This is a genomic window from Sphaerisporangium sp. NPDC004334, from assembly GCF_053602655.1.
This window is the reverse complement of the sequence record NZ_JBSGDZ010000014.1, coordinates 87,508-105,287: the sequence shown is the minus strand read 5'-3', so window position 1 is coordinate 105,287 and position 17,780 is coordinate 87,508. Positions and strand designations below refer to the sequence as shown.

The window sequence follows — 17,780 nt, the reverse complement described above, 5'->3', positions numbered from 1 at the left end:
CCGCCGAAACAGCCCCGGAGCGGGCGATCGCTCCATCGCAAACGATCGCCCGCTCCGGGAGTCACTGGTCACACACGGCCGGCGGCGAGCCAGGCCGGCTCACATCAGGAGTCGGCCCCACCGACCGGTCCAATCCGGTCCTTTCCCGGTCGGGCACGGGTTGCCCGGATGCATCGGTTCGGTCCTGCCTTTCTCGGCCAGGCGTGAGCCGGCCGGACTGACCGGGTCGATCCGATCTTGCCCCGGTGGGTGCGGCTGGTTGGAGTGGCCGGGGCGATCGGGCCTGTCCGGCTGAGGTCGGGCCGGTCGGAGTGGTCTGCTCCGTTGGGGTCGTGGTGTGGATGTGGGGCGGGTCAGAGGAATGTGATGTCCCAGTGGCTCGGCTCGTTGGCGTAGGTGGTGTGGCCCTGAGGGCGGTGCTCGTAGAACAGCCGGGCACCGTCGCCGCGGACCCGTCCCCGGTACTTGCTTCTGATGAACCGGTCGATGCACCGGTTGTGGGCGACGTCGATCTTGTAGCCCTTGCCGTGGCTGTGCACGCCTCCGGCGTGGCCGGTCTCGGTGCCCCCCGTGACCAGGACGTCGCAACCGCTGCGGCGCTTGAGGTCGACCAGGCCCCACAGCGTCTGCAGCCGCACGGTGGCCAGCGAGGTGCAGGAGTGCCGGTGCCGGTTGACGCAGTTGCCCGACGACCGCCATCGCAGGCCCGCCCGCTGGAGCCGCCGCGCGGCCTGCGGGTGCCGCAGCCTCAGGCCCGGGTACAGCAGATGTTGCCTCCACAGCATCGGGCTGACCATCCCGGAGGCCATGGCGACGCGCTGAGCCATGCGCGGCGACGCCGCCGCGCGCCGCGCGGCGGCCACCCGGACGGCGACCGGCGCCCGGCGGGCTCCTACCGTGGGCAGGCCTTGGGGGACGCCTGCCGTGGGCAGGCCCCGGCGGGCTCCCACCGTGGGCAGACCTCGGCGGGTGGGGGCGGCCATGCGGAGGAACGCTTCGCGGCGCGAAAGGCCGGCTTTGGGAGCGAAGGACCCCCGGCGTGTGGCCTTCGGCGTGAGTGCTCTTCGACCGGCGCCGGCGGTGTTCACAATGAGGTTCGCGCGCCGCGTCGGAGCGGTCTCGATGGCAAGGCGTGCGCGCCGGGACGGAGCGGCTTCGACGGCGAGGCCTGCTCGCCGGTAGTTCGTGATCGCGCTGGAGGACATGGAGGTGCGGGCCGCCGAGGTCTCCTGAGCGAGGGCCGCCGCGTTCCTCGACGTCGCGGTCACCCTGACGCGGGCGGTCTTCGGGGTCTTCGGGACGACCTTGACCCGAGCCGCTTTGGTGATGGCCGCGGTCGCCTTGAGCCGAGCCGCTTCCCGGAGGGCCGTGGTCGCCCGGGCGGGAGCCGCCCTCGGGGTGGTCGTGGTCGGCGTGGTGCCGGGCGCCTTCCGGGCGAGGACGGTGTCCGTGGGGGTGGAGGACCGGGCGAGGACGGTGTTCGGGGGGATGGCGGACCGGCTGAGGGCGGTGTTCGCTGGGGTGGCGGAGCGGGTGAGGGCGGTGCCGGTGAGGGCGGTGCCGGTGCGGGTGGTGCCGGTGCGGGCGGTGGCGCGGCGGACGGCCGCGTCCGGGCCGGCCGCCTCAGGGATGCCCCTTTCGGGTGTGGCCCGTTCCGGCATCGCCGGATCGAGGGCGACCTGCCGCGGGAAGCGGGCCCCAGCGCGGCCGGAGGCCATGCCGGAGCCGCTCGACGTCGCGCCGAGCCGATCGGGCGCGGAGCGGAGGTCCGTGCCGCCCGGCCGTGGAGCGGCCGCCGAGGCGGGCTCCGCCGAACCCAACGCCGTCACTGTGATCTGCACGGCGAGCAACGCGCAGGCACCAAGCCACGCGGGCCCCCGTGTGCATGGATGCACACCCATATTGATCCTCTGTCGCAGGGCGCCCCTCCGCCAGAGGATCTATGCCACCCGCCCAAAGTGCTGACTCCACTACTCTGCGTGTTTTTGCGGGAAAATGGCGGGCATGCTGTGCGTCTGTGACCATGGAGGGTTCCTGGCCGTACAGTGGCCACGTGGTCGAATCGACGCCGAGAGCGCGTGGGGGAGAAAAGACCCGGGAGGTCATCGTCGAGACGGCCCTGCGCCTGTTCAGGGAGCGGGGGTACGAGGCGACGACCATGCGGGCCATCGCGGCCGAGGCGGGCGTCTCCGTAGGAAACGCTTACTACTACTTTTCGTCGAAAGAGCAGTTGGTCCAGGCTTACTACGATCGGGCGCAATGCGAGCACGAGGCCGCCTGCCGGGAGCTCCTGGCGGGCGAGCGCAGGTTCGCGGCCCGGCTGAGCGGGGTGCTGCGTGCCTGGGTCCGGGTGTCCGAGCCGTACCACGGGTTCGCCGTCAAGTTCTTCAAGCACGCCTCGGAGCCGAGCAATCCGCTGAGCCCTTTCAGCGGGGAGTCGGCGCCGGCGCGGGAGGCGGCCATCGCGATCTACCGGGAGGTCGTGGAGGGCTCCGCCGACCGCATCGACGCGGAGCTGCGCGAGGAACTGCCCGAGCTGCTGTGGTTGTCCTCGCTGGGTGTGGTGCTGTTCTGGGTCCATGACACCTCGCCGGGGTGCGAGCGCACGTACCGGTTGATCGAGGTCATGGTGCCGCTGATCGACCGGCTGGTGGGGCTGTCCCATCTGCCTGGCCTGCGCGGGGTGACCAAGGACTTCATCACCGCCATGCGGGAGCTGCGCGCCTGAGCCGGCACGAACGGTGAGATGACCCGTGCGCGGCATACCGTCCGGTTGGTATGGTCGGCCGTCAGGAGGTGGACAGTGAAGCGCTGGGGCATCACGATCCCGTTCTTCGACCGCACGATGGCCGAGTCCAAGGAGCTGGTGGCCGAGCTGCCCGGGCTTGGTTACACCGACGCCTGGTCCGCCGAGGTCAGCGGCACCGATGGCTTCGTCCCGCTCGCCCTGGCCGCCGACTGGGCGCCCGCGCTCCGGCTGGGCAGCGCGATCATCCCGGTGTCCACCCGGGGTCCGGGCCTGCTCGCCATGTCGGCCGCCACACTCGCCGACCTGGCGCCCGAGCGGTTCGTGCTCGGCATCGGCGCCTCGTCCCCGGTGATCGTCGAACGGTGGAACGCCGGGGAGTTCGTCAAGCCGTACGCCAGGACGCGTGACACGCTGCGCTTCCTCAGGAAGGCCCTCGCGGGCGAGAAGGTCACCGAGAGGTACGAGACCTTCGAGGTGAAGGGCTTCCGGCTGGAGCGGGCGCCGAAGGTGCCGCCGAAGATCGTCCTCGCCGCGCTGCGTCCGCGCATGCTGGGCCTGGCGGCGCGGGAGGCCGACGGGGCCATCACCAACTGGCTCTCCCCGCAGGACGTCCGCACCGTGCGCGCCGAGCTAGGACCGGAGACCGAGCTGATCGCCCGCCTGTTCGTCTGCGTCAGCGAGGACGCGGAGAAGGTCAGGAAGCTCGGCAGGCGCATGCTGGCCGCCTATCTGACGGTGCCGGTGTACGCGGCCTTCCACGACTGGCTGGGACGGGGCGAGGTGCTTCGTCCAATGCACGAGGCGTGGGCGGCGGGCGACCGCAAGGGCGCGCTCGACGCGATCCCGGACGAGGTGGTGGACGCGCTCATCGTGCACGGCGACGCGGCCACCTGCCGGGCGCGCATCGAGGAGTACGTCGCCAACGGGCTGACGACCCCTGTGCTGGCTCCGATCGCGACGGGTGAGGTCCCGATGGCTCAGGCCGTCCGCGACCTCGCTCCGGCCGCCTCCACCTCCTCCCCGGCCGGCTGAGGGCCGCCGGGGGAGGACGGGCGGCGAGGATGCCCGGCCAAGACGCGTGGCCAAGGCGGGTGGCCAAGGCGCGTGGCCAAGGCGGGCGAGGGGAGTGCCGGCGGCGAGGTCGGGCGGGAGACCGCGCCGGCGGGCCGTCCGGGGTGGAACTCCGGGACGGAACTCCGGGACGGGGGCGGGCGTTATCCGGGTGCGGTTGGGTAGTGGCGTCCCTCGACGAGTCCCGACCGTGCGCGTGTGGCGGTGGCACAGACGGAGGTGGCCCTCATGAGCAAGGCTGGACGCGCGGCCGCGGCCTACCGCGCCTATCAGGACATCAGCCGCCCGGGCTCGCCCGGGCTGATGGCGCGGCTCAGGGCATTGCCCAGGATGATCGGTGGCGCGCTGCGCGGGGAGTACAGCGACCTGGGCAAGGGCAAGCTCGCTCTGATGGGCCTCGGCATCGTGTACATCGTCTCGCCGATCGACGTGCTGCCCGACTTCCTGCCGCTGATCGGGGTCGCGGACGACTTCGGCGCCTTCCTGTGGCTCATGAGCTCGCTGCTGGGCGAGAGCGGCCGGTACCTCGACTGGGAGCGCAAGCAGGTGCGCGGCGAGGTCTCGGGTGTCTCCGAGGTCTCGCGGCGGCGGCGTCGCTCGCGGGCCTAGTCTTCGCCCTCGCGCAGCAGCCAGGCCCGGGAGGGCAGGGGATGGCCGAACAGACGGGCGGCGTTGCCGTAGGCCACCCTGCCGATGTCGGCCGGGGGAAGGCTGCCCAGGTTGCGGGCCAGGGCCTGCTGGACATCCGGCCAGGTGGACTCCGAGCGCGGGTAGCCGCTCTCGAGCAGGACGTGCTCGAGCCCGACGGCCAGGCGCACGCCGGACAGCGCGTAGTCGTCCAGCGTGCCGAAGTAGAAGTTGCGGCGGAGCACCTCGCTCGGCTTGAGCCCGCCCTCCCAGGTCGCCTCGTCCGCGACCGGATGGTCCAGGGCGTAGTCGGCCCGCGCGGCCAGCATGGGCAGCCATCCGACGCCGCCCTCGACGATGAGGATGCGCAGCTTGGGGAAGCGGAGCGGGATGCCCGACCAGAGCCAGTCGGCGCAGGCGAACATCGCGCTCGCCGGGATCATCGTGGTGATGGCCTCGATGGGCGTGTCCGGCGAGGGCACCGGCGACCACGACGAGGCGCCGGTGTGCAGGCAGACGACCGTGCCGGTCTCTTCGCAGGCGGCGAAAAACGGATCCCAGTGGCCGGTGTGGATGGAGGGCAGCCGCAGCCGGGTCGGGAACTCGGGGAAGACCACCGCCTTGAACCCGCGGGCGGCGTTGGCGCGGATCTCCTTGGCGGCGACCTCGGGGTCGGGCAGCCAGGGGAGCTGGAGCGCGATGATGCGCTCGGGGTAGGTGCCGGCCCAGACGTCGCAGTGCCAGTCGTTCCACGCGCGGATGAGCGCGAGGCCGAGATCCTGGTCGCGGGTCTTGGCGAAGGCCATGCCCGCCTGCACGGCCAGCATGCCGGGGAAGCTGAGCGCGGCCCAGACCCCGGCGATGTCCATGTCCTTGACGCGGGCTTCGATATCGTGGCAGCCGGGCCGCATCTCCTCGAAGCGCACCGGGTCGAGCGTCCACTGGTCGCGCGGAAGGCCGGCGCCGGCGTCCATGCCGGCGCACGCGTAGGTGGCTCCGCTGTATCGCCACACCTGATGGCCCGCGTCGGTCTCGACGACCTTGGGGGCCATGTCGACGTACCTCTCGGGAAGCCGGCCTTCGAACAGATCCGGCGGTTCGATCAGGTGATCGTCGACGCTGATGATCACATAATCTCGCCGCCTCGGCTCGGGGTCAGGGGGCAGCGATGAGTTCACAGGGAAAACCGTATGCCGCAGGAATAACACCAGACAAGCTGGGAGGTCTCCGATCGGTATCCGTTCGCGCGCGCAGCGGTGTCCGCCGCCGTGAGAGCCCTTACCTCAAAGCGTGACGATTACGACAAGCGGTCGGTCACGGGACGCTCGTTCGCGGCGCGGAAAGCGGCCGGTGGCAGCCCGGTGGGACGCAGTGGGAGGCGGTGGGACGCCGCCGTCAATGGCCGGTGGCGGGGGCTTCCCCGGCGACCGGCTGGTCGGCGCCGGGGGCGGGGAGGGCGTCGGCGGCCGGGGCGGCGTCGCTCTCGGCCCTGAGGTCGTGCGCCTCGCGGCGGATCAGGGTGAACCAGCCGCCGATCGCGATGCCGATGAACAGCCACCACTGGACGGCGTAGGCGAGGTTGAGGCCGCCGCCTCCGCCCAGGTCGGGCTCGGGGACCGGGTCCGGCGCGGCGGCCGCCGCGGGCTGCTGCGCCGTCAGCTCGACGTACCCGCCGAACAGCTTGTACGGCATCATCCGGGCGAGCTTCGCGGTGTCGATCAGCAGGACCTGGCGGGGCGGCAGCCCGGCGCGGTCGGTGATGCCGGTGTTGTCCTCGGTCTCCGCGGGGCGTAGCCGGCCGGTGACACTTACCTCACCCGCGGTGGGCGGCGGCACCTCCGGCGGGGCCTCGGCGGTCGGTCCCATTCGCACCCAGCCCCGGTTGACGATAACGGCGGCGCCGTCCGCGGTCACCAGCGGAGTGATCACGTAGAAACCGGCCTGCCCGTTTTGCGGGCGGCGGCGAACCACCAGCTCATGCGCCTGATCGAAGCGGCCGGTGACCGTGACGGTGCGGAACTTCACCGCCTCGGGCACGCTCGCGCCCGGCCGGTCCAGTTCGGCGAGCGGGACCGTCGCCGCGGCGATGTTGGCGTGCGCCCGCTCGCTGGCCGCCGACCGCTCCTCGTAGCGCCCGAACTGCCATCTGCCCAGGAAGACGAAGGCGGGGATGAGCAGCAGGACCAGCAGGTGGAACGCCAGCCAGCGCGGTCTCAGCAGGAACCGGTACACGCTTTCAGCCTAGGCAGGCCGGTGAGTGGTCCAGGACCCGGCCACGGCAGGCGGCCACCGGATCACGCCATGCGCGTCCTTGTACGTGGTGAAGGTCCCCCCACCGGCCGATCATGATCTCGTGGAACCACTCGCGAACGGGGGAGGCATGCCGTACGGTCGTACCGATTTCGTCCACGGCACGTCGCTCTGTCCCGCAGGAGCCGTCTCGCATATGACCGCGTCCACTCTCGCGTTGCCGTCCGCCGCCGCCCCGCACCCGGCGTTGCCGAGGATCTCCGTACTCGTCCGGCACGCGGCGCCGCGCGTGCTGGAGGGCATGATCCTGCCCGTCGCCGTGTTCTACGCGGGCCTGCTGGTGGCCGGGGTCAACGGCGGGCTGGCCATGGCGGTGGCCTGGGTGTACGGAGGGGCCGCGCTGCGGCTGGTCAGGCGGCAGAGCGTTCCCGGCACCGTGCTGCTGGCGATACTGGCGATCACGGTGCGGGCGGCGCTGGCGCTGGTCACCGGCGACGTGGTCATCTACTTCCTGCAGCCGACGCTCGGCGTGTTCTGCGCGAGCCTGGCCTTCCTGGCCACGGCCGCCGCGCCGCGCCCGCTGATCCAGCGGGTCACCACCGACCTGGTGCCGCTGCCCGAGCATCTGCTCCACCATCCGGTGATGCGCCGGTTCTTCAGGCACCTGTCGCTGTTGTGGGGAACGGTGCAGTTCGTCAACGGGACGCTGAGCCTGTGGCTGCTGTTCAGCGAGTCGATCGAGACCTACCTGATCGTCCGGACGTCCGCGGTGGCCGTCCTCATGGTCGCCGCGGCGGGAGTCTCGCTGCTGGCCTTCCGGCGGGTGCTCCGCGTCCTGCAGAGGCCGTGACCGGGCGGCCGTGAGTCGCGGCCGGGACGGGCTCGGGGCCGGTCGCCGGATGGCCGGGGGCCGGCCGGCCGGGCGGATGGCCGGCGTCAGCCGGCCAGACGCGCGCCGGGGCCGAGGCGGGGGGTGACCTCGCGGGGCGAGGGCACCTCGTGGCCGTCCGCGCAGCGCATGTGCAGTTCGACGGGGGAGCCGCAGTCGCGGTGGGTCAGGACGACCGAGGGGCCGTCGGGGTCGGCCACGTAGCGGTCGCCCCAGTGCATCAGGCTGACCATGATCGGGTACAGGTCGAGGCCCTTCTGCGTGAGGCGGTACTCGTCGCGGCTGCGGCTGCCGGGCTCGCGGTAGGGGACCTTGCGGAGCAGCCCTTCCTCGACCAGTCGCGTGAGGCGGGCGCTGAGCACCTGGCGGGGGGCGCCGGTGCCGGCCTGCATGTCGGCGAACCGGCGCACGCCGTTGAAGACCTCCCGCAGCACGAGGAGCGTCCATTTCTCGCCGATGACCGCGAGCGTGCGCTCGATCGAGCAGTTCTCCACCCGGAAAGGGGTTCGCCCGGACATGGAGGCATCGTAGGCGTTCATTTCCCTCCCTCCAATGCAGCTAAGTCTAGTTGACAGACTCAGGTGGGCTGGGCGAGTCTGAGTCTATGATTCAGACTCAGGCCGACTCGCGTCGTGCGCTCCCCTCCGCTCCCGGGACGCCCGCGCCCCGACCGGGTACGGCGCCGGTCGCCGCGGTGCGCGTCCGTCCCGCCCGGATGGACGACGAGGACAGAGTGCGGGCCTTCGTCGCCGGACTGTCCCTGCGCAGCCAGTCGCTACGCTTCTTCGGCGGAGTCTCGCGGCCTGGCAGGGCGCTGGTGAGCGCCATGGTCGCCGTCGGCGAGGCGCGCGACGTCCTGCTGGCCGTGGACGCCGGCGAGCGGATCATCGGGCACGCGATGAGCTTCACCCGGGACGGGTCGACCGAGATCGCGGTGGTCGTCGCCGACGAGTGGCAGGGCGTGGGGCTCGGCTCACGGCTCGTGCGCAGGCTGCTCGCGCGTGCCGTCGCCCGCGGCGCGACGGCGGTGACCATGGACGTCATGGGGGAGAACCGCAAAGTGCTGTCCATGGTCGCCCGGTGGTGGCCGCACGCGCGGATGCGCGTGGTCTCCGGCACCGTCGAGATCGCCGCGTCGCTCGAGGCGGCGCCGGCCGGATGAGCCGCACGCCCCGCCGCCGTCGCGCCCAAGGTGGTTAGGATGGGGTGCGCTCGGAGGGTTGTGCCCCGGGGTTTGCAGAACAACGTTCTGTTGAGTCACCATTGACATCGTGAAGACCGCGAAGAACGGACGAGACGGCCGCACCCGCATCATCGAGGGTGCCCTGCGCCGCTTCAGCCAGGACGGAGTCTCGGCCACGACGCTCGCCAGCCTCCGCGAAGAGAGCGGCGTCAGCGTGGGGAGCTTCTACCACCACTTCGCCAGCAAGGAACACGTCTTCGGGGTGCTCTACTCCGAGATCCAGAACATGTACCAGCAGGCGTTCGTGGAAGAGCTGTGCCGCCATGACAGCGCCCGGGGCGGCATCGAGGCGATCGTCGCCATGCACATGGCCTGGTGCGGTGAGCACCCCGAGCGGGCCCGCATCCTGATCAGCGAACGCCCGCCCCGCCGCGACGAGCCGGGCGGCCCCGAGGTCGCCGAGTCCCGGCGGGCCTTCTTCCGCCAGGTGTCCGACTGGTGGCGCCCGCACATGAAGGACGGCGTGCTGCGGCCGGTGCACCCCACCATGTGCTACGTGCTGTGGCTCGGCCCGGCCACCGAGATGTGCCGCCTGTGGTTCTCCGGGGCCCACCAGCCGACCGAGGAGGAGATCAGGTCCCTCTGCGAGGCCGCCTGGCTGAGCCTCCGGCTCGCCTGACCCGGCGCGCCTGCGGCCGGGAGTCCCGGCCGGCCGCCTAAAGTGGGCCACCCCCGTTCCGCGCGGCACAGGATGGGGGCGACCATCATGGAGGTAGGGCTCGGGCTGCCCGTCGGTGACCTCGCGGTGCTGCGCGACTGGGCGTCCCGCGCCGAGGCCGGTCCGTTCTCGACCCTCGGCCTGCTCGACCGCCTCGTCTACGACAACCCCGAGCCGCTGGTGACCCTCGGAGTCCTCGCCGGGGCCACCTCCCGCGTCCGCCTGATGACCGAGGTGCTGGTCGCGCCACTGCGACCGGTCGCCCTGCTCGCCAAGCAGTGCGCCACGCTCGACCGGCTCTCCGGCGGCCGCCTGACGCTCGGCGTCGGCGTCGGCGTGCGCGAGGACGACTTCCAGGTCGCGCAGGTCGACTACCGCGGGCGCGGCCGGCGCCTGGACGAGCAGATGAGGACCTTGCGGCGCCTGTGGGCCGGCGAGGCGTACGGCGGGGGCGCCGGGCCGATCGGGCCCGCGCCGGCCCGCGCCGGGGGTCCCGAAGTGCTCTTCGGCGGCTTCGTCCCGGCGACCGCCGACCGCGTGGCGCACCACGGCGACGGTTTCCTCGGGGCGATGTTCGGGCCGCAGGACATGGGCCGCTTCTTCCGGACGGTGGAGCGGGCGTGGCGGTCTGCCGGGCGCGAGGGCCGTCCACGGCTGGTCGCGCAGGCCAACGCGGTCCTCGGCCCCGAACAGGTCGTGGACGACGCCGGGCGGGCCCTGCGGGCGTACTACGACTTCGGCGGCTACCGGCACAAGGTGGTCCAGGGGCTGCTGACCACGCCGGACGCCGTCAGGCGCGCCATCACGGCCTTCGGCGACGTGGGCGCCGACGAGGTGATGCTCTACTGCTGGTCCGCCGACCCCGGCCAGGTCGGGCGCATCGCCGACGCCCTTCCTTGAGCCGACCGCTCCTGCGGTGCCCCTCCCCATTTCGGCACGCTCGCGCACCGAAAGCTTAAATCGTCTTGACAAGAAAGTTTGTCGGTGAGACGGTACGACCAGAGGCGCTGATCGGGGCCCGCGAAGGCGGCGATCACGCCGGGGACGACCGCGTGAACGACCACCGACTACGAAGGAATGTGTGATGAACGCCAATGGTGAGATCACCCCCGACCTGCGGGCCGGGCGGCGCGAATGGATCGGGCTGGCCGTGCTGGCCCTGCCGACTCTGCTGATGTCGCTGGACATCAGCGTGCTGTACCTGGCGCTCCCCCAGCTGAGCCGGGGCCTCGGCGCCGACTCCACCCAGCAGTTGTGGATTTTGGACATCTACTCGTTCATGCTCGCCGGGTTCCTGGTCACCATGGGCACCCTCGGCGACCGCATCGGCCGTCGCAAGCTCCTGCTGGCCGGCGCCGCGGCCTTCGGCGCCGCCTCGATCCTGGCCGCGTACTCGGTCAACCCGCAGATGCTCATCGCCTCCCGTGCACTGCTCGGCATCGCCGGAGCCTCGCTCATGCCCTCCACGATGGCGCTGATCCGCAACATGTTCCGCGACCCCAAGCAGATGGGCGCCGCGATCGGCATCTGGTTCGCCTGCTTCATGGGCGGCATGACGGTCGGTCCGCTGGTCGGCGGGCTGCTCCTTGAGCACTTCTGGTGGGGCTCGGCCTTCCTCCTCGGCGTCCCGGTCATGGTGCTGCTGCTGGTCGTCGGCCCGCGCCTGCTGCCGGAGTACCGCGACCCGAACGCCGGCCGCCTCGACCTGGCGAGCGTCGCGCTGTCCCTGGCGGCGATCCTGCCCGCCATCTACGGCCTGAAGGAACTGGCCCGCGACGGCGCGCACGCACTGCCCGTCGCCTCCCTGGTCGCCGGTGTCGCCGTGGGCGCCGTGTTCGTCCTGCGCCAGCGCGGGCTCGCCAACCCGCTGCTCGACCTGCGGCTGTTCGCCAACCGCACCTTCAGCACCGCGATGGGCGTCGGGCTGGGGGCGGGCGTCGTGATGGCCGGCACCACCCTGCTGTCCAGCCTCTACCTGCAGACCGTGCAGGGCCTGGGCCCGATGGACTCCGGCCTGTGGCTCCTCCCGCAGAACGTGGCCATGGTGGTCGGCTCGATGGTCGCCCCGGCGCTGGCCCGCAAGATCCGCCCCGCCTACGTCATCGCCACCGGCCTGCTGATCGCGGGGGCCGGTCTGGTCGCCCACACCCAGGTCCCGAGCGTCGACGGCCTGCCGCTGCTGGTCACCGGGCTGGTGCTCACCTCCTTCGGCATCGCCCTGCCGATGTCGCTCACCATGAACCTCATCATGGGCTCGGTCTCGCCGGAGAAGGCCGGTTCCGCCGCCTCGATCAGCGAGACCAGCGGCGAGTTCGGCGTCGCCCTGGGCGTCGCCGCCCTGGGCAGCCTCGGCACCTTCGTCTACCGCACCGAGCTCACCGGCGGCCTGCCCTCGGGCGTCCCGGCCGGCGCGGCCGACACGGCGCACCAGAGCATCACCGCCGCGCTCGGCGCCGCGCAGCAGGTCGGCGGGCAGCTCGCCGCCGACCTGGTCGAGACGGCCCGGGCCGCCTTCACCAGCGGGCTGAACGTCGTCGCCGCCGTCGGCGCGACCGTCTTCATCGGCTTGGCCGTCCTGTCGGCGGTCGTCCTGCGGGACAGCGGCGTCCCGGCCGCGCCGGCGCCGCAGACCGAGGACGCCGACGGTTCCGGCGAGACGGTCCGCGCTGAAGCCGCCGAAACCGCCGAGGCCGCTGAAGGCGCCGAGGACGCGCGCCTCCTGGCGAGCGTCGACTGACCCAGACCAGCCCGGAACAGCCCAGACCAGACGAGCCCAGCCCAGACCAGCCCAGACCAACTCGACCCGTTCCGAAGCCGGAGCCGGGTGGCCGCGAGACTTCGCCGGCCACCCGGCTCCATCCATGCGCCGCCCATGGCGGCGCTGACCGTCGAGCCGCCACAGCCGATCGGGCCTTCGCCGGGACGTCAGGCCCGGGTGGTCTCGGCCGGTTCGGAGGCGGCCGGCGACGCCGGTGGATCAGGGACCGGGGCGCTGGGCCCGGACTCCCGGTGGTGGGCGGCCACGGCCAGATCGAGGAGGAACGGCGCGAACAGCGCCGTCAACGCCCCGAGCACGGCGCCCGGCGTGACCTCCCCGGCGAGGACCACGGTCAGCACCGCGAGGACGATGGAGCCGGCGGCCAGGAAGGCGGTCCGCCTCCGCGGCAGGTGGCGGACGTGGCGGACCAGGCGCGGCGCCGCGTCGCCCAGGACCAGGCCGGCGACGTAGGCGCCGCAGACCAGGACCCCGACCAGCAGGACGACGCCGGGCGGCGGATGTCCGGTGAGGTGTGAGACCGCCGCCGCGATCGCCCCGGACACGATGGCCGCGAGCCGGTGGGGATGTGAGACCCGCATGGAGACGCCTCCCTTCAGAAGTCCGCTATGAGATCGGTCAGCACCGTTCCCAGGGAGGCCGGATCGGTGGCGTAGTAGACGTGGCCGGAGGTGGCGTCGGCGATCCGCCCCATGGCACTCGCCGTCGCCGAGTCGATGTCCGCGCCGTAGGCGACGATGAGGACCCGGACCGCGCACGGCCGATCGGGGCTGCCGAGCTTCTTGACCAATTCGTCGAGGGTCAGCCCGGTCTTCCTCGATCCCTTCGTGGTGGAGGTCTTCTGCTCGGAGTCCGCGCCGTCGGTCAGGACGACGACCGAGCTGGTGGAGCCGGTCGCGCACCGCCCGGCCATGTCCGTGACGGTGTCGGCGATGCTGTTGTAGAGCCCGGTCCGGCGCGTGCCCTCGCGGAACCCCGTGGTGACGAACCGCTGGAAGTTCGCCTGTACGTCGGTCAACGTGCTCTTGGTGACGTCGGAGAGCGGGAGGATGTCCTGCCAGTCGCGTCTCAGCTCAGGGTGCAGGGTGGCGAAGACGCGGACTCCGACCCTGTCGCCGTCGTGGAAGCCGGCGATCATCTGCTCGACCCCCGCCATCGCGATGTCGATCTTCCTGGCGCCCGTTTCCCGCACCGGGTCGCTCATCGACCCCGAATAGTCGACCAGCACGTGGGTCTGCACGGGTTTGCGGAGCTCTGTCGCCCAGGTGGTGAGGACGTCGTCGAAGAATCCACGCGGGCAGTCGATCGTGCCGTTGTTCCCGCCGGCGCCGACGACGTCGTTCCCGCCGGCGTTGTTCCCGGCGGGTTCGGTCGCGACGCACGGCGGCTCCGACAGGTGATCATTGGTCCCCTCTTCGTAGACCGCGTCGTACCCGTCCGGATACAGATCCTGAATCTGCCGCGCACCCAGGGCGAGTCGATCATGGGCCGCGGGGTCGGGCACCCGGAATCCGAGGTCCTGGAATTCCTTCTGCAGTTCGGGTTGGAGAAGATGGCTCTGGAAAGCCTGTGCCACCTTGTTCTCCGCCGAATGCGCCCGCGGCGCGGGATCGATGAGCACGAATGGGTTGTCAGAAAGTATTGAGCGGTGCTTGAGGAAGATCGGCACCAGCGGGTCGTCCGGCCGTCGCTCCGGTCCGGCGCCGGGACAGCCCACCTTGGCCGGTCCGCCGGTGTTGTACAGCCACACCGTCTGTTCCTCGATGACGATCGCCTGGTCGGAGTCGCCGGACTTCCTGGTGAGCCCGCACAGCAGGTCGACCGTGGTGTGCCCGTAGTGGCTGAAGGCCTTCTCCATGGCGCGGACACCCTCGCGCACCTTCGCCCGCAGTGCCGTGGTCTCGGCGGGGAACGGCTTCTTGGCGTCCGGCCTGCGCACCATCTCGGCGATCTCCTTCGCCGCGCCCCCCTTCTTCGGGTCGCCGGCCTCCCAGATCATGCCGAGTGCGGTCTCCAGCCCGATCGTCGACACGTTCGGATTGGTCTTCCCCAAGGGCGGATCGCAGGAAGCGCCTCCGCAGTCGGTGAGGTCTTTCCAGGTGATGGTCGCGGTCTTGAACCTGTCCAGAGACTTCCGGGCGGAACGGCGCACGGCGATGACCATCGGTGAGCGCGCCAAGGATTTGGGCGGCTCATTGGACAGGCCCAGTTCGTTTTTTTCGCACTGGTAGGCGTTCATATGGGCGCCGCACGAGTCGGTGCGCTCCTTGAGCTGCACCCACCACATGGACGAGGCGGGCATCCAGATCAGCGGATAGTCGTCCAGCGGCCCGGGCGCGTCCACCGCGCCCGGCGCGCTGTGCCGGCGCCACGCTTCGATCAGTTTGAGAAGGGTCGACCCCGACTGCGAGTTGAGGACGTTCAGGCAGACGCGCCTGCCGTCCATCTCGTAACCGTGCGGGCCGGTGAACCGCTGGGCCAGGCGCCGTATGACACCGATCTTGTCGACGGACGCGACGACGGGAATGGTGCTGTCGCCGACGCATCCCTCTCCCTGCGGCCGGGTGGTCAGGGTCCCGGAGAACGGGACGAGCACGGAGGCGGCGAGCACGGCCGCGACCAGCCCGCCGATCCGGGGCCCTTGTGCGCGACCTGCCAAAGCCACCCCTTCTTCTCGGAAATCGGTGCGAGAAGAATATGGTGCCAGATATGGCAATTACCGCCGTATCACTTGACTGATCCGGAGCTCCGCAACCGGGTGCCGCCGATACGGTCTCGGCTTTTCATGCCATTCGGGTGGGCCGAATCGACGCCGTCGGAAAACGCGGACCGATCTTAGGCGGCCCGGGCTGGGGCCGCCTAAGACTGATTTATCCGATCTATCCGGAATGGCGAATAATAAAGGTTTGCTCCATATTCAGACCTGCTGCGGGAGCCGGTCGCGGAGTCCTGCCTGCTGGATCCAGGCCGGGTACGGAGGAAGGGCCTCGCGGCTCACCTCGTCGAGGCGGGCCAGATCGTCCTCGGTCAGCGTCAGTTCGGCCGCCGCGAGGTTGTCGGTGAGCTGGTCCACCCGCCTGGCGCCGATGATGACGCTGGTGACGGCGGGCTGTGCCAGCACCCAGGCGAGCGCGACGCGGGCCGCGCTCACCTCGTGGCGGGCGGCGACGGCCTTGAGCACGTCGATGACGTCGTAGGCCTTCTCCGTGTCGACCGGCACGAACTGCCCCTGAGCGTGGCGCGCCCCGGCGTCGGAGACGCCGTTCCGGTCGGTCTTGCCCGACAGCAGGCCGCCGGCGAGCGGGCTCCACACCATCAGGGCCAGATCCTCCGACCGCAGCATCGGGATCAGCTCCCGCTCGACGTCGCGTCCCACCAGCGAGTAGTACGACTGCACCGAGACGAACTCCGCCAGGCCGCGCGCCGCCGACACGCCGAGCGCCTTGGCGACCTCCCAGGCCGCGAGGTTCGAGCAGCCGATGTAGCGGATCTTGCCCTGGCGCACGGCGTCGTCCAGCGCGCGCAGCGTCTCCTCGATCGGCGTGTGCGGGTCGATGCTGTGGATCTGGTACAGGTCGATGTGGTCGGTCCCCAGCCTGCGCAGGCTGTCCTCGAGGCTGCGCGCGAGGTGCAGGCGTGAGAGGCCGACGTTGTTCGGGCCGGGCCCGGTGCGGGCGGCGAGCTTGGTGGCCAGGACGACATCGTCGCGGCGGCCCTTGAGGGCCCGGCCGAGCAGCGTCTCGGACTCACCGTCCGCGTACATGTCGGCGGTGTCGATGAAGTTGACCCCCGCGTCCAGGGCGGTGCCGACGATCTGGTCGGTGTCGTCCTGCCCCAGCCCGCCGACCATCTTGAACACCGGGTGGTCGGCGCCGCCGAACGTCATCGCGCCCAGGCAGAGCTCGGATACGTAGACCCCCGTACGGCCCAACGGTCGATATTTCATGTTTTGTCCCCCTTGTTACCGTTCGCCTTGCAGGTTACGGAGTTCGTCAACGACAATCCATGCGTGAAAGTCCGTTTTTCTTGAGCGATCGTCCGGAGGTCGGGTGGACCCTCTGTCGAACGTGCTGTCGCTGCTGAACGTCGAGAGCGCCCTGCCCCTGCGTTTCGAGGCGGGCGGCCCCTGGGCGGTGACCTTCGACGGGTACCCGCACGTGAAGTGCGGGGCCGTGCTCGCCGGTTCGTGCTGGATCGCCGTCGGCGACCTCGCGCCCGTGCTGGTCGAGGCCGGCGACTGCTACCTGATCAACGGTGGCGCGCCGTACCGCATGTTCAGCGACCCGCTGGTCGAGCCCGTCCACGCCTCCGTCGTGTTCCGCGAGACCGTGGACGCGGTGTGCCGCTGGGGCACCGGGGACGAGGTGGTCATCGTCGGCGGGCCGATCAAGCTGGACATGGCGAACGCCCGGCTGCTGCTGGACGTCCTGCCGCCGTTCGTCCACGCGCCCGCCGAATCCGACCAGGCCGAGGTGCTGCAGGCGGCGCTGCGGCTGCTGGCGAGGGAGAACGCCGCCCCGGGGCTCGGCAGCGCGTTCGTGACCGACCGGGTCGCGCAGATCATCTTCATCCAGATCTTGCGCGCCCACGCGCGGGCCGCCTCCGGCGAGGGCCGCGCGACGGGCGACTGGCTGGGCGCCCTCATGGACTCGCAGATCGGCGCGGCTCTGCGGCTCATGCACCAGGACAACGGGCGCCGGTGGACGGTGGCCGAGCTGGCCGCCGAGGTCGGCATGTCACGGTCGAGCTTCGCACAGAGGTTCAGGTCGGCCGTCGGCTCGGCGCCGCTGGACTACCTGCTGCGCTGGCGCATGCACTCGGCCGGTCAGGATCTGCGGGCGACCGGCCGGACGATCAGCGCCGTGGCGGCCGCCTGGGGCTACGGCTCCGAGAGCGCCTTCAGCAACGCCTTCAAGCGCGTGATGGGCGTCTCTCCGCGGGCCTACCGCGCGGGCCGCGGCGCGGCTCAGGCGGCTAGGTGAGCTGACGGAGGCGGGTGGGGACGCGCCAGACCTCCTTGTCCAGGGAGATGTCCAGGCGCATGTCCATGCGGTGGCGGCGCAGGCCGGGGACCCGGAAGCGGTCGTGCACGTCGAAGCGCCCGCGGCGGGGATAGCCGAACCCGAGCGCGTCGGGCAGCACGCGCAGATCGTCCCGGTTGCCGCAGCGCGGACAGGTCCACGCGACCAGGTCCATGCCGCGGTTGTAGTCGTGGCAGGCGAGGAAGTACTCCTCCGGACGGAACCGGGACTCGCAGGCGAAGCACGGGATCAGCATGGAGATCCGCTCCTTGGTGCAGGTGGTGCGGGCGTACGCCCCAGGTCTACCTGTACCCGCTTACGTGCGGCTTGCCGTTCACTTGAGCGCCCGGTACCCCAGGTTGATCCGCCGAGGGCCGCTTACAGGGGTGCGATCGGGCGTTGATCCGACGTTGAACCCCGGGCGCGAGCCTTGACGGCAGAGGCGCGGAGCTTGGGGGGTTCAAGATCCGTGCTGACGTCCGGCCGGTCGTCGTCG

General features: G+C 71.2%; 17 protein-coding genes. 9 read left to right on the top strand and 8 right to left on the bottom strand.

Annotated elements, in window-relative coordinates; translation table 11 throughout:
- Positions 1–353: 353 nt before the first annotated feature.
- Positions 354–1,820 carry a hypothetical protein gene (locus ACWEN6_RS19670; RefSeq protein ID WP_452571592.1) on the bottom strand — a complete coding sequence of 489 codons (1,467 nt, stop codon included), beginning with the start codon at positions 1,818–1,820 and terminating at the stop codon, positions 354–356.
- A 233-nt stretch (positions 1,821–2,053) separates the two neighbouring features.
- On the opposite strand from ACWEN6_RS19670, the gene ACWEN6_RS19665 reads away from it, so the two are divergent.
- From ACWEN6_RS19665 to ACWEN6_RS19655, 3 genes are all read left to right on the top strand, one after another.
- On the top strand, positions 2,054–2,728 hold the full coding sequence (locus tag ACWEN6_RS19665; RefSeq protein ID WP_354851656.1) for a TetR/AcrR family transcriptional regulator: 675 nt from the start codon (positions 2,054–2,056) through the stop codon (positions 2,726–2,728).
- A 75-nt stretch (positions 2,729–2,803) separates the two neighbouring features.
- A complete protein-coding gene (locus ACWEN6_RS19660; protein ID WP_452571590.1) occupies positions 2,804–3,781 on the top strand; it encodes an LLM class F420-dependent oxidoreductase in 978 nt (325 codons plus the stop codon).
- A gap of 267 nt (positions 3,782–4,048) precedes the next feature.
- The gene (locus ACWEN6_RS19655; RefSeq protein WP_452571588.1) at positions 4,049–4,429 is read left to right on the top strand and encodes a YkvA family protein; all 381 of its coding nucleotides are present in this window, start codon (positions 4,049–4,051) and stop codon (positions 4,427–4,429) included.
- Here ACWEN6_RS19655 and ACWEN6_RS19650 read toward each other — a convergent pair.
- Together ACWEN6_RS19650 and ACWEN6_RS19645 are read right to left on the bottom strand one after the other, a co-directional pair.
- Positions 4,426–5,625 carry an amidohydrolase family protein gene (locus ACWEN6_RS19650; RefSeq protein WP_452571586.1) on the bottom strand — a complete coding sequence of 400 codons (1,200 nt, stop codon included), beginning with the start codon at positions 5,623–5,625 and terminating at the stop codon, positions 4,426–4,428. The genes ACWEN6_RS19655 and ACWEN6_RS19650 overlap by 4 nt on opposite strands.
- 217 nt (positions 5,626–5,842) lie before the next feature.
- Positions 5,843–6,679, bottom strand: a complete 837-nt coding sequence (locus ACWEN6_RS19645) for an SURF1 family cytochrome oxidase biogenesis protein (RefSeq protein WP_452571584.1) — start codon at positions 6,677–6,679, stop codon at positions 5,843–5,845.
- Positions 6,680–6,893: 214 nt separating this feature from the next.
- Between ACWEN6_RS19645 and ACWEN6_RS19640 the strand changes: the two genes are divergently transcribed.
- Entirely contained in the window at positions 6,894–7,547 is a 654-nt protein-coding gene (locus ACWEN6_RS19640) for a VC0807 family protein (protein WP_452571582.1), read from the top strand.
- A gap of 86 nt (positions 7,548–7,633) precedes the next feature.
- Here the strand turns inward: ACWEN6_RS19640 and ACWEN6_RS19635 are convergent, their stop codons facing one another.
- Positions 7,634–8,104 (bottom strand): winged helix-turn-helix transcriptional regulator, encoded by a 471-nt coding sequence (locus tag ACWEN6_RS19635; RefSeq protein ID WP_452571580.1) that lies wholly within the window; start codon positions 8,102–8,104, stop codon positions 7,634–7,636.
- A gap of 86 nt (positions 8,105–8,190) precedes the next feature.
- Between ACWEN6_RS19635 and ACWEN6_RS19630 the strand changes: the two genes are divergently transcribed.
- The 4 genes from ACWEN6_RS19630 (at position 8,191) to ACWEN6_RS19615 (ending at position 12,224) form a co-directional block, all read left to right on the top strand.
- Entirely contained in the window at positions 8,191–8,748 is a 558-nt protein-coding gene (locus ACWEN6_RS19630) for an N-acetyltransferase family protein (RefSeq protein ID WP_452571578.1), read from the top strand.
- Positions 8,749–8,857: 109 nt separating this feature from the next.
- The gene (locus ACWEN6_RS19625; RefSeq protein WP_354851637.1) at positions 8,858–9,448 is read left to right on the top strand and encodes a TetR/AcrR family transcriptional regulator; all 591 of its coding nucleotides are present in this window, start codon (positions 8,858–8,860) and stop codon (positions 9,446–9,448) included.
- 87 nt (positions 9,449–9,535) lie between these two features.
- Positions 9,536–10,387 carry an LLM class flavin-dependent oxidoreductase gene (locus ACWEN6_RS19620; RefSeq protein ID WP_452571576.1) on the top strand — a complete coding sequence of 284 codons (852 nt, stop codon included), beginning with the start codon at positions 9,536–9,538 and terminating at the stop codon, positions 10,385–10,387.
- 184 nt (positions 10,388–10,571) lie between these two features.
- The gene (locus tag ACWEN6_RS19615) at positions 10,572–12,224 is read left to right on the top strand and encodes an MFS transporter (RefSeq protein WP_452571574.1); all 1,653 of its coding nucleotides are present in this window, start codon (positions 10,572–10,574) and stop codon (positions 12,222–12,224) included.
- Between the two features lie 188 nt (positions 12,225–12,412).
- Here the strand turns inward: ACWEN6_RS19615 and ACWEN6_RS19610 are convergent, their stop codons facing one another.
- From ACWEN6_RS19610 to ACWEN6_RS19600, 3 genes are all read right to left on the bottom strand, one after another.
- Positions 12,413–12,844, bottom strand: coding sequence for a hypothetical protein (locus tag ACWEN6_RS19610; protein ID WP_452571572.1), 432 nt, complete (start codon positions 12,842–12,844; stop codon positions 12,413–12,415).
- A 14-nt stretch (positions 12,845–12,858) separates the two neighbouring features.
- On the bottom strand, positions 12,859–14,922 hold the full coding sequence (locus tag ACWEN6_RS19605; protein WP_452571570.1) for a VWA domain-containing protein: 2,064 nt from the start codon (positions 14,920–14,922) through the stop codon (positions 12,859–12,861).
- Positions 14,923–15,180: 258 nt separating this feature from the next.
- A complete protein-coding gene (locus ACWEN6_RS19600; protein ID WP_452571568.1) occupies positions 15,181–16,209 on the bottom strand; it encodes an aldo/keto reductase in 1,029 nt (342 codons plus the stop codon).
- A gap of 103 nt (positions 16,210–16,312) precedes the next feature.
- On the opposite strand from ACWEN6_RS19600, the gene ACWEN6_RS19595 reads away from it, so the two are divergent.
- Positions 16,313–17,245, top strand: coding sequence for an AraC family transcriptional regulator (locus tag ACWEN6_RS19595; protein ID WP_452571566.1), 933 nt, complete (start codon positions 16,313–16,315; stop codon positions 17,243–17,245).
- On the opposite strand, the gene ACWEN6_RS19590 is transcribed toward ACWEN6_RS19595, so the two are convergent.
- On the bottom strand, positions 17,238–17,540 hold the full coding sequence (locus ACWEN6_RS19590) for a hypothetical protein (RefSeq protein WP_354851618.1): 303 nt from the start codon (positions 17,538–17,540) through the stop codon (positions 17,238–17,240). The two genes, ACWEN6_RS19595 and ACWEN6_RS19590, sit on opposite strands and share 8 nt — an antisense overlap.
- Positions 17,541–17,780 lie beyond the last annotated feature (240 nt).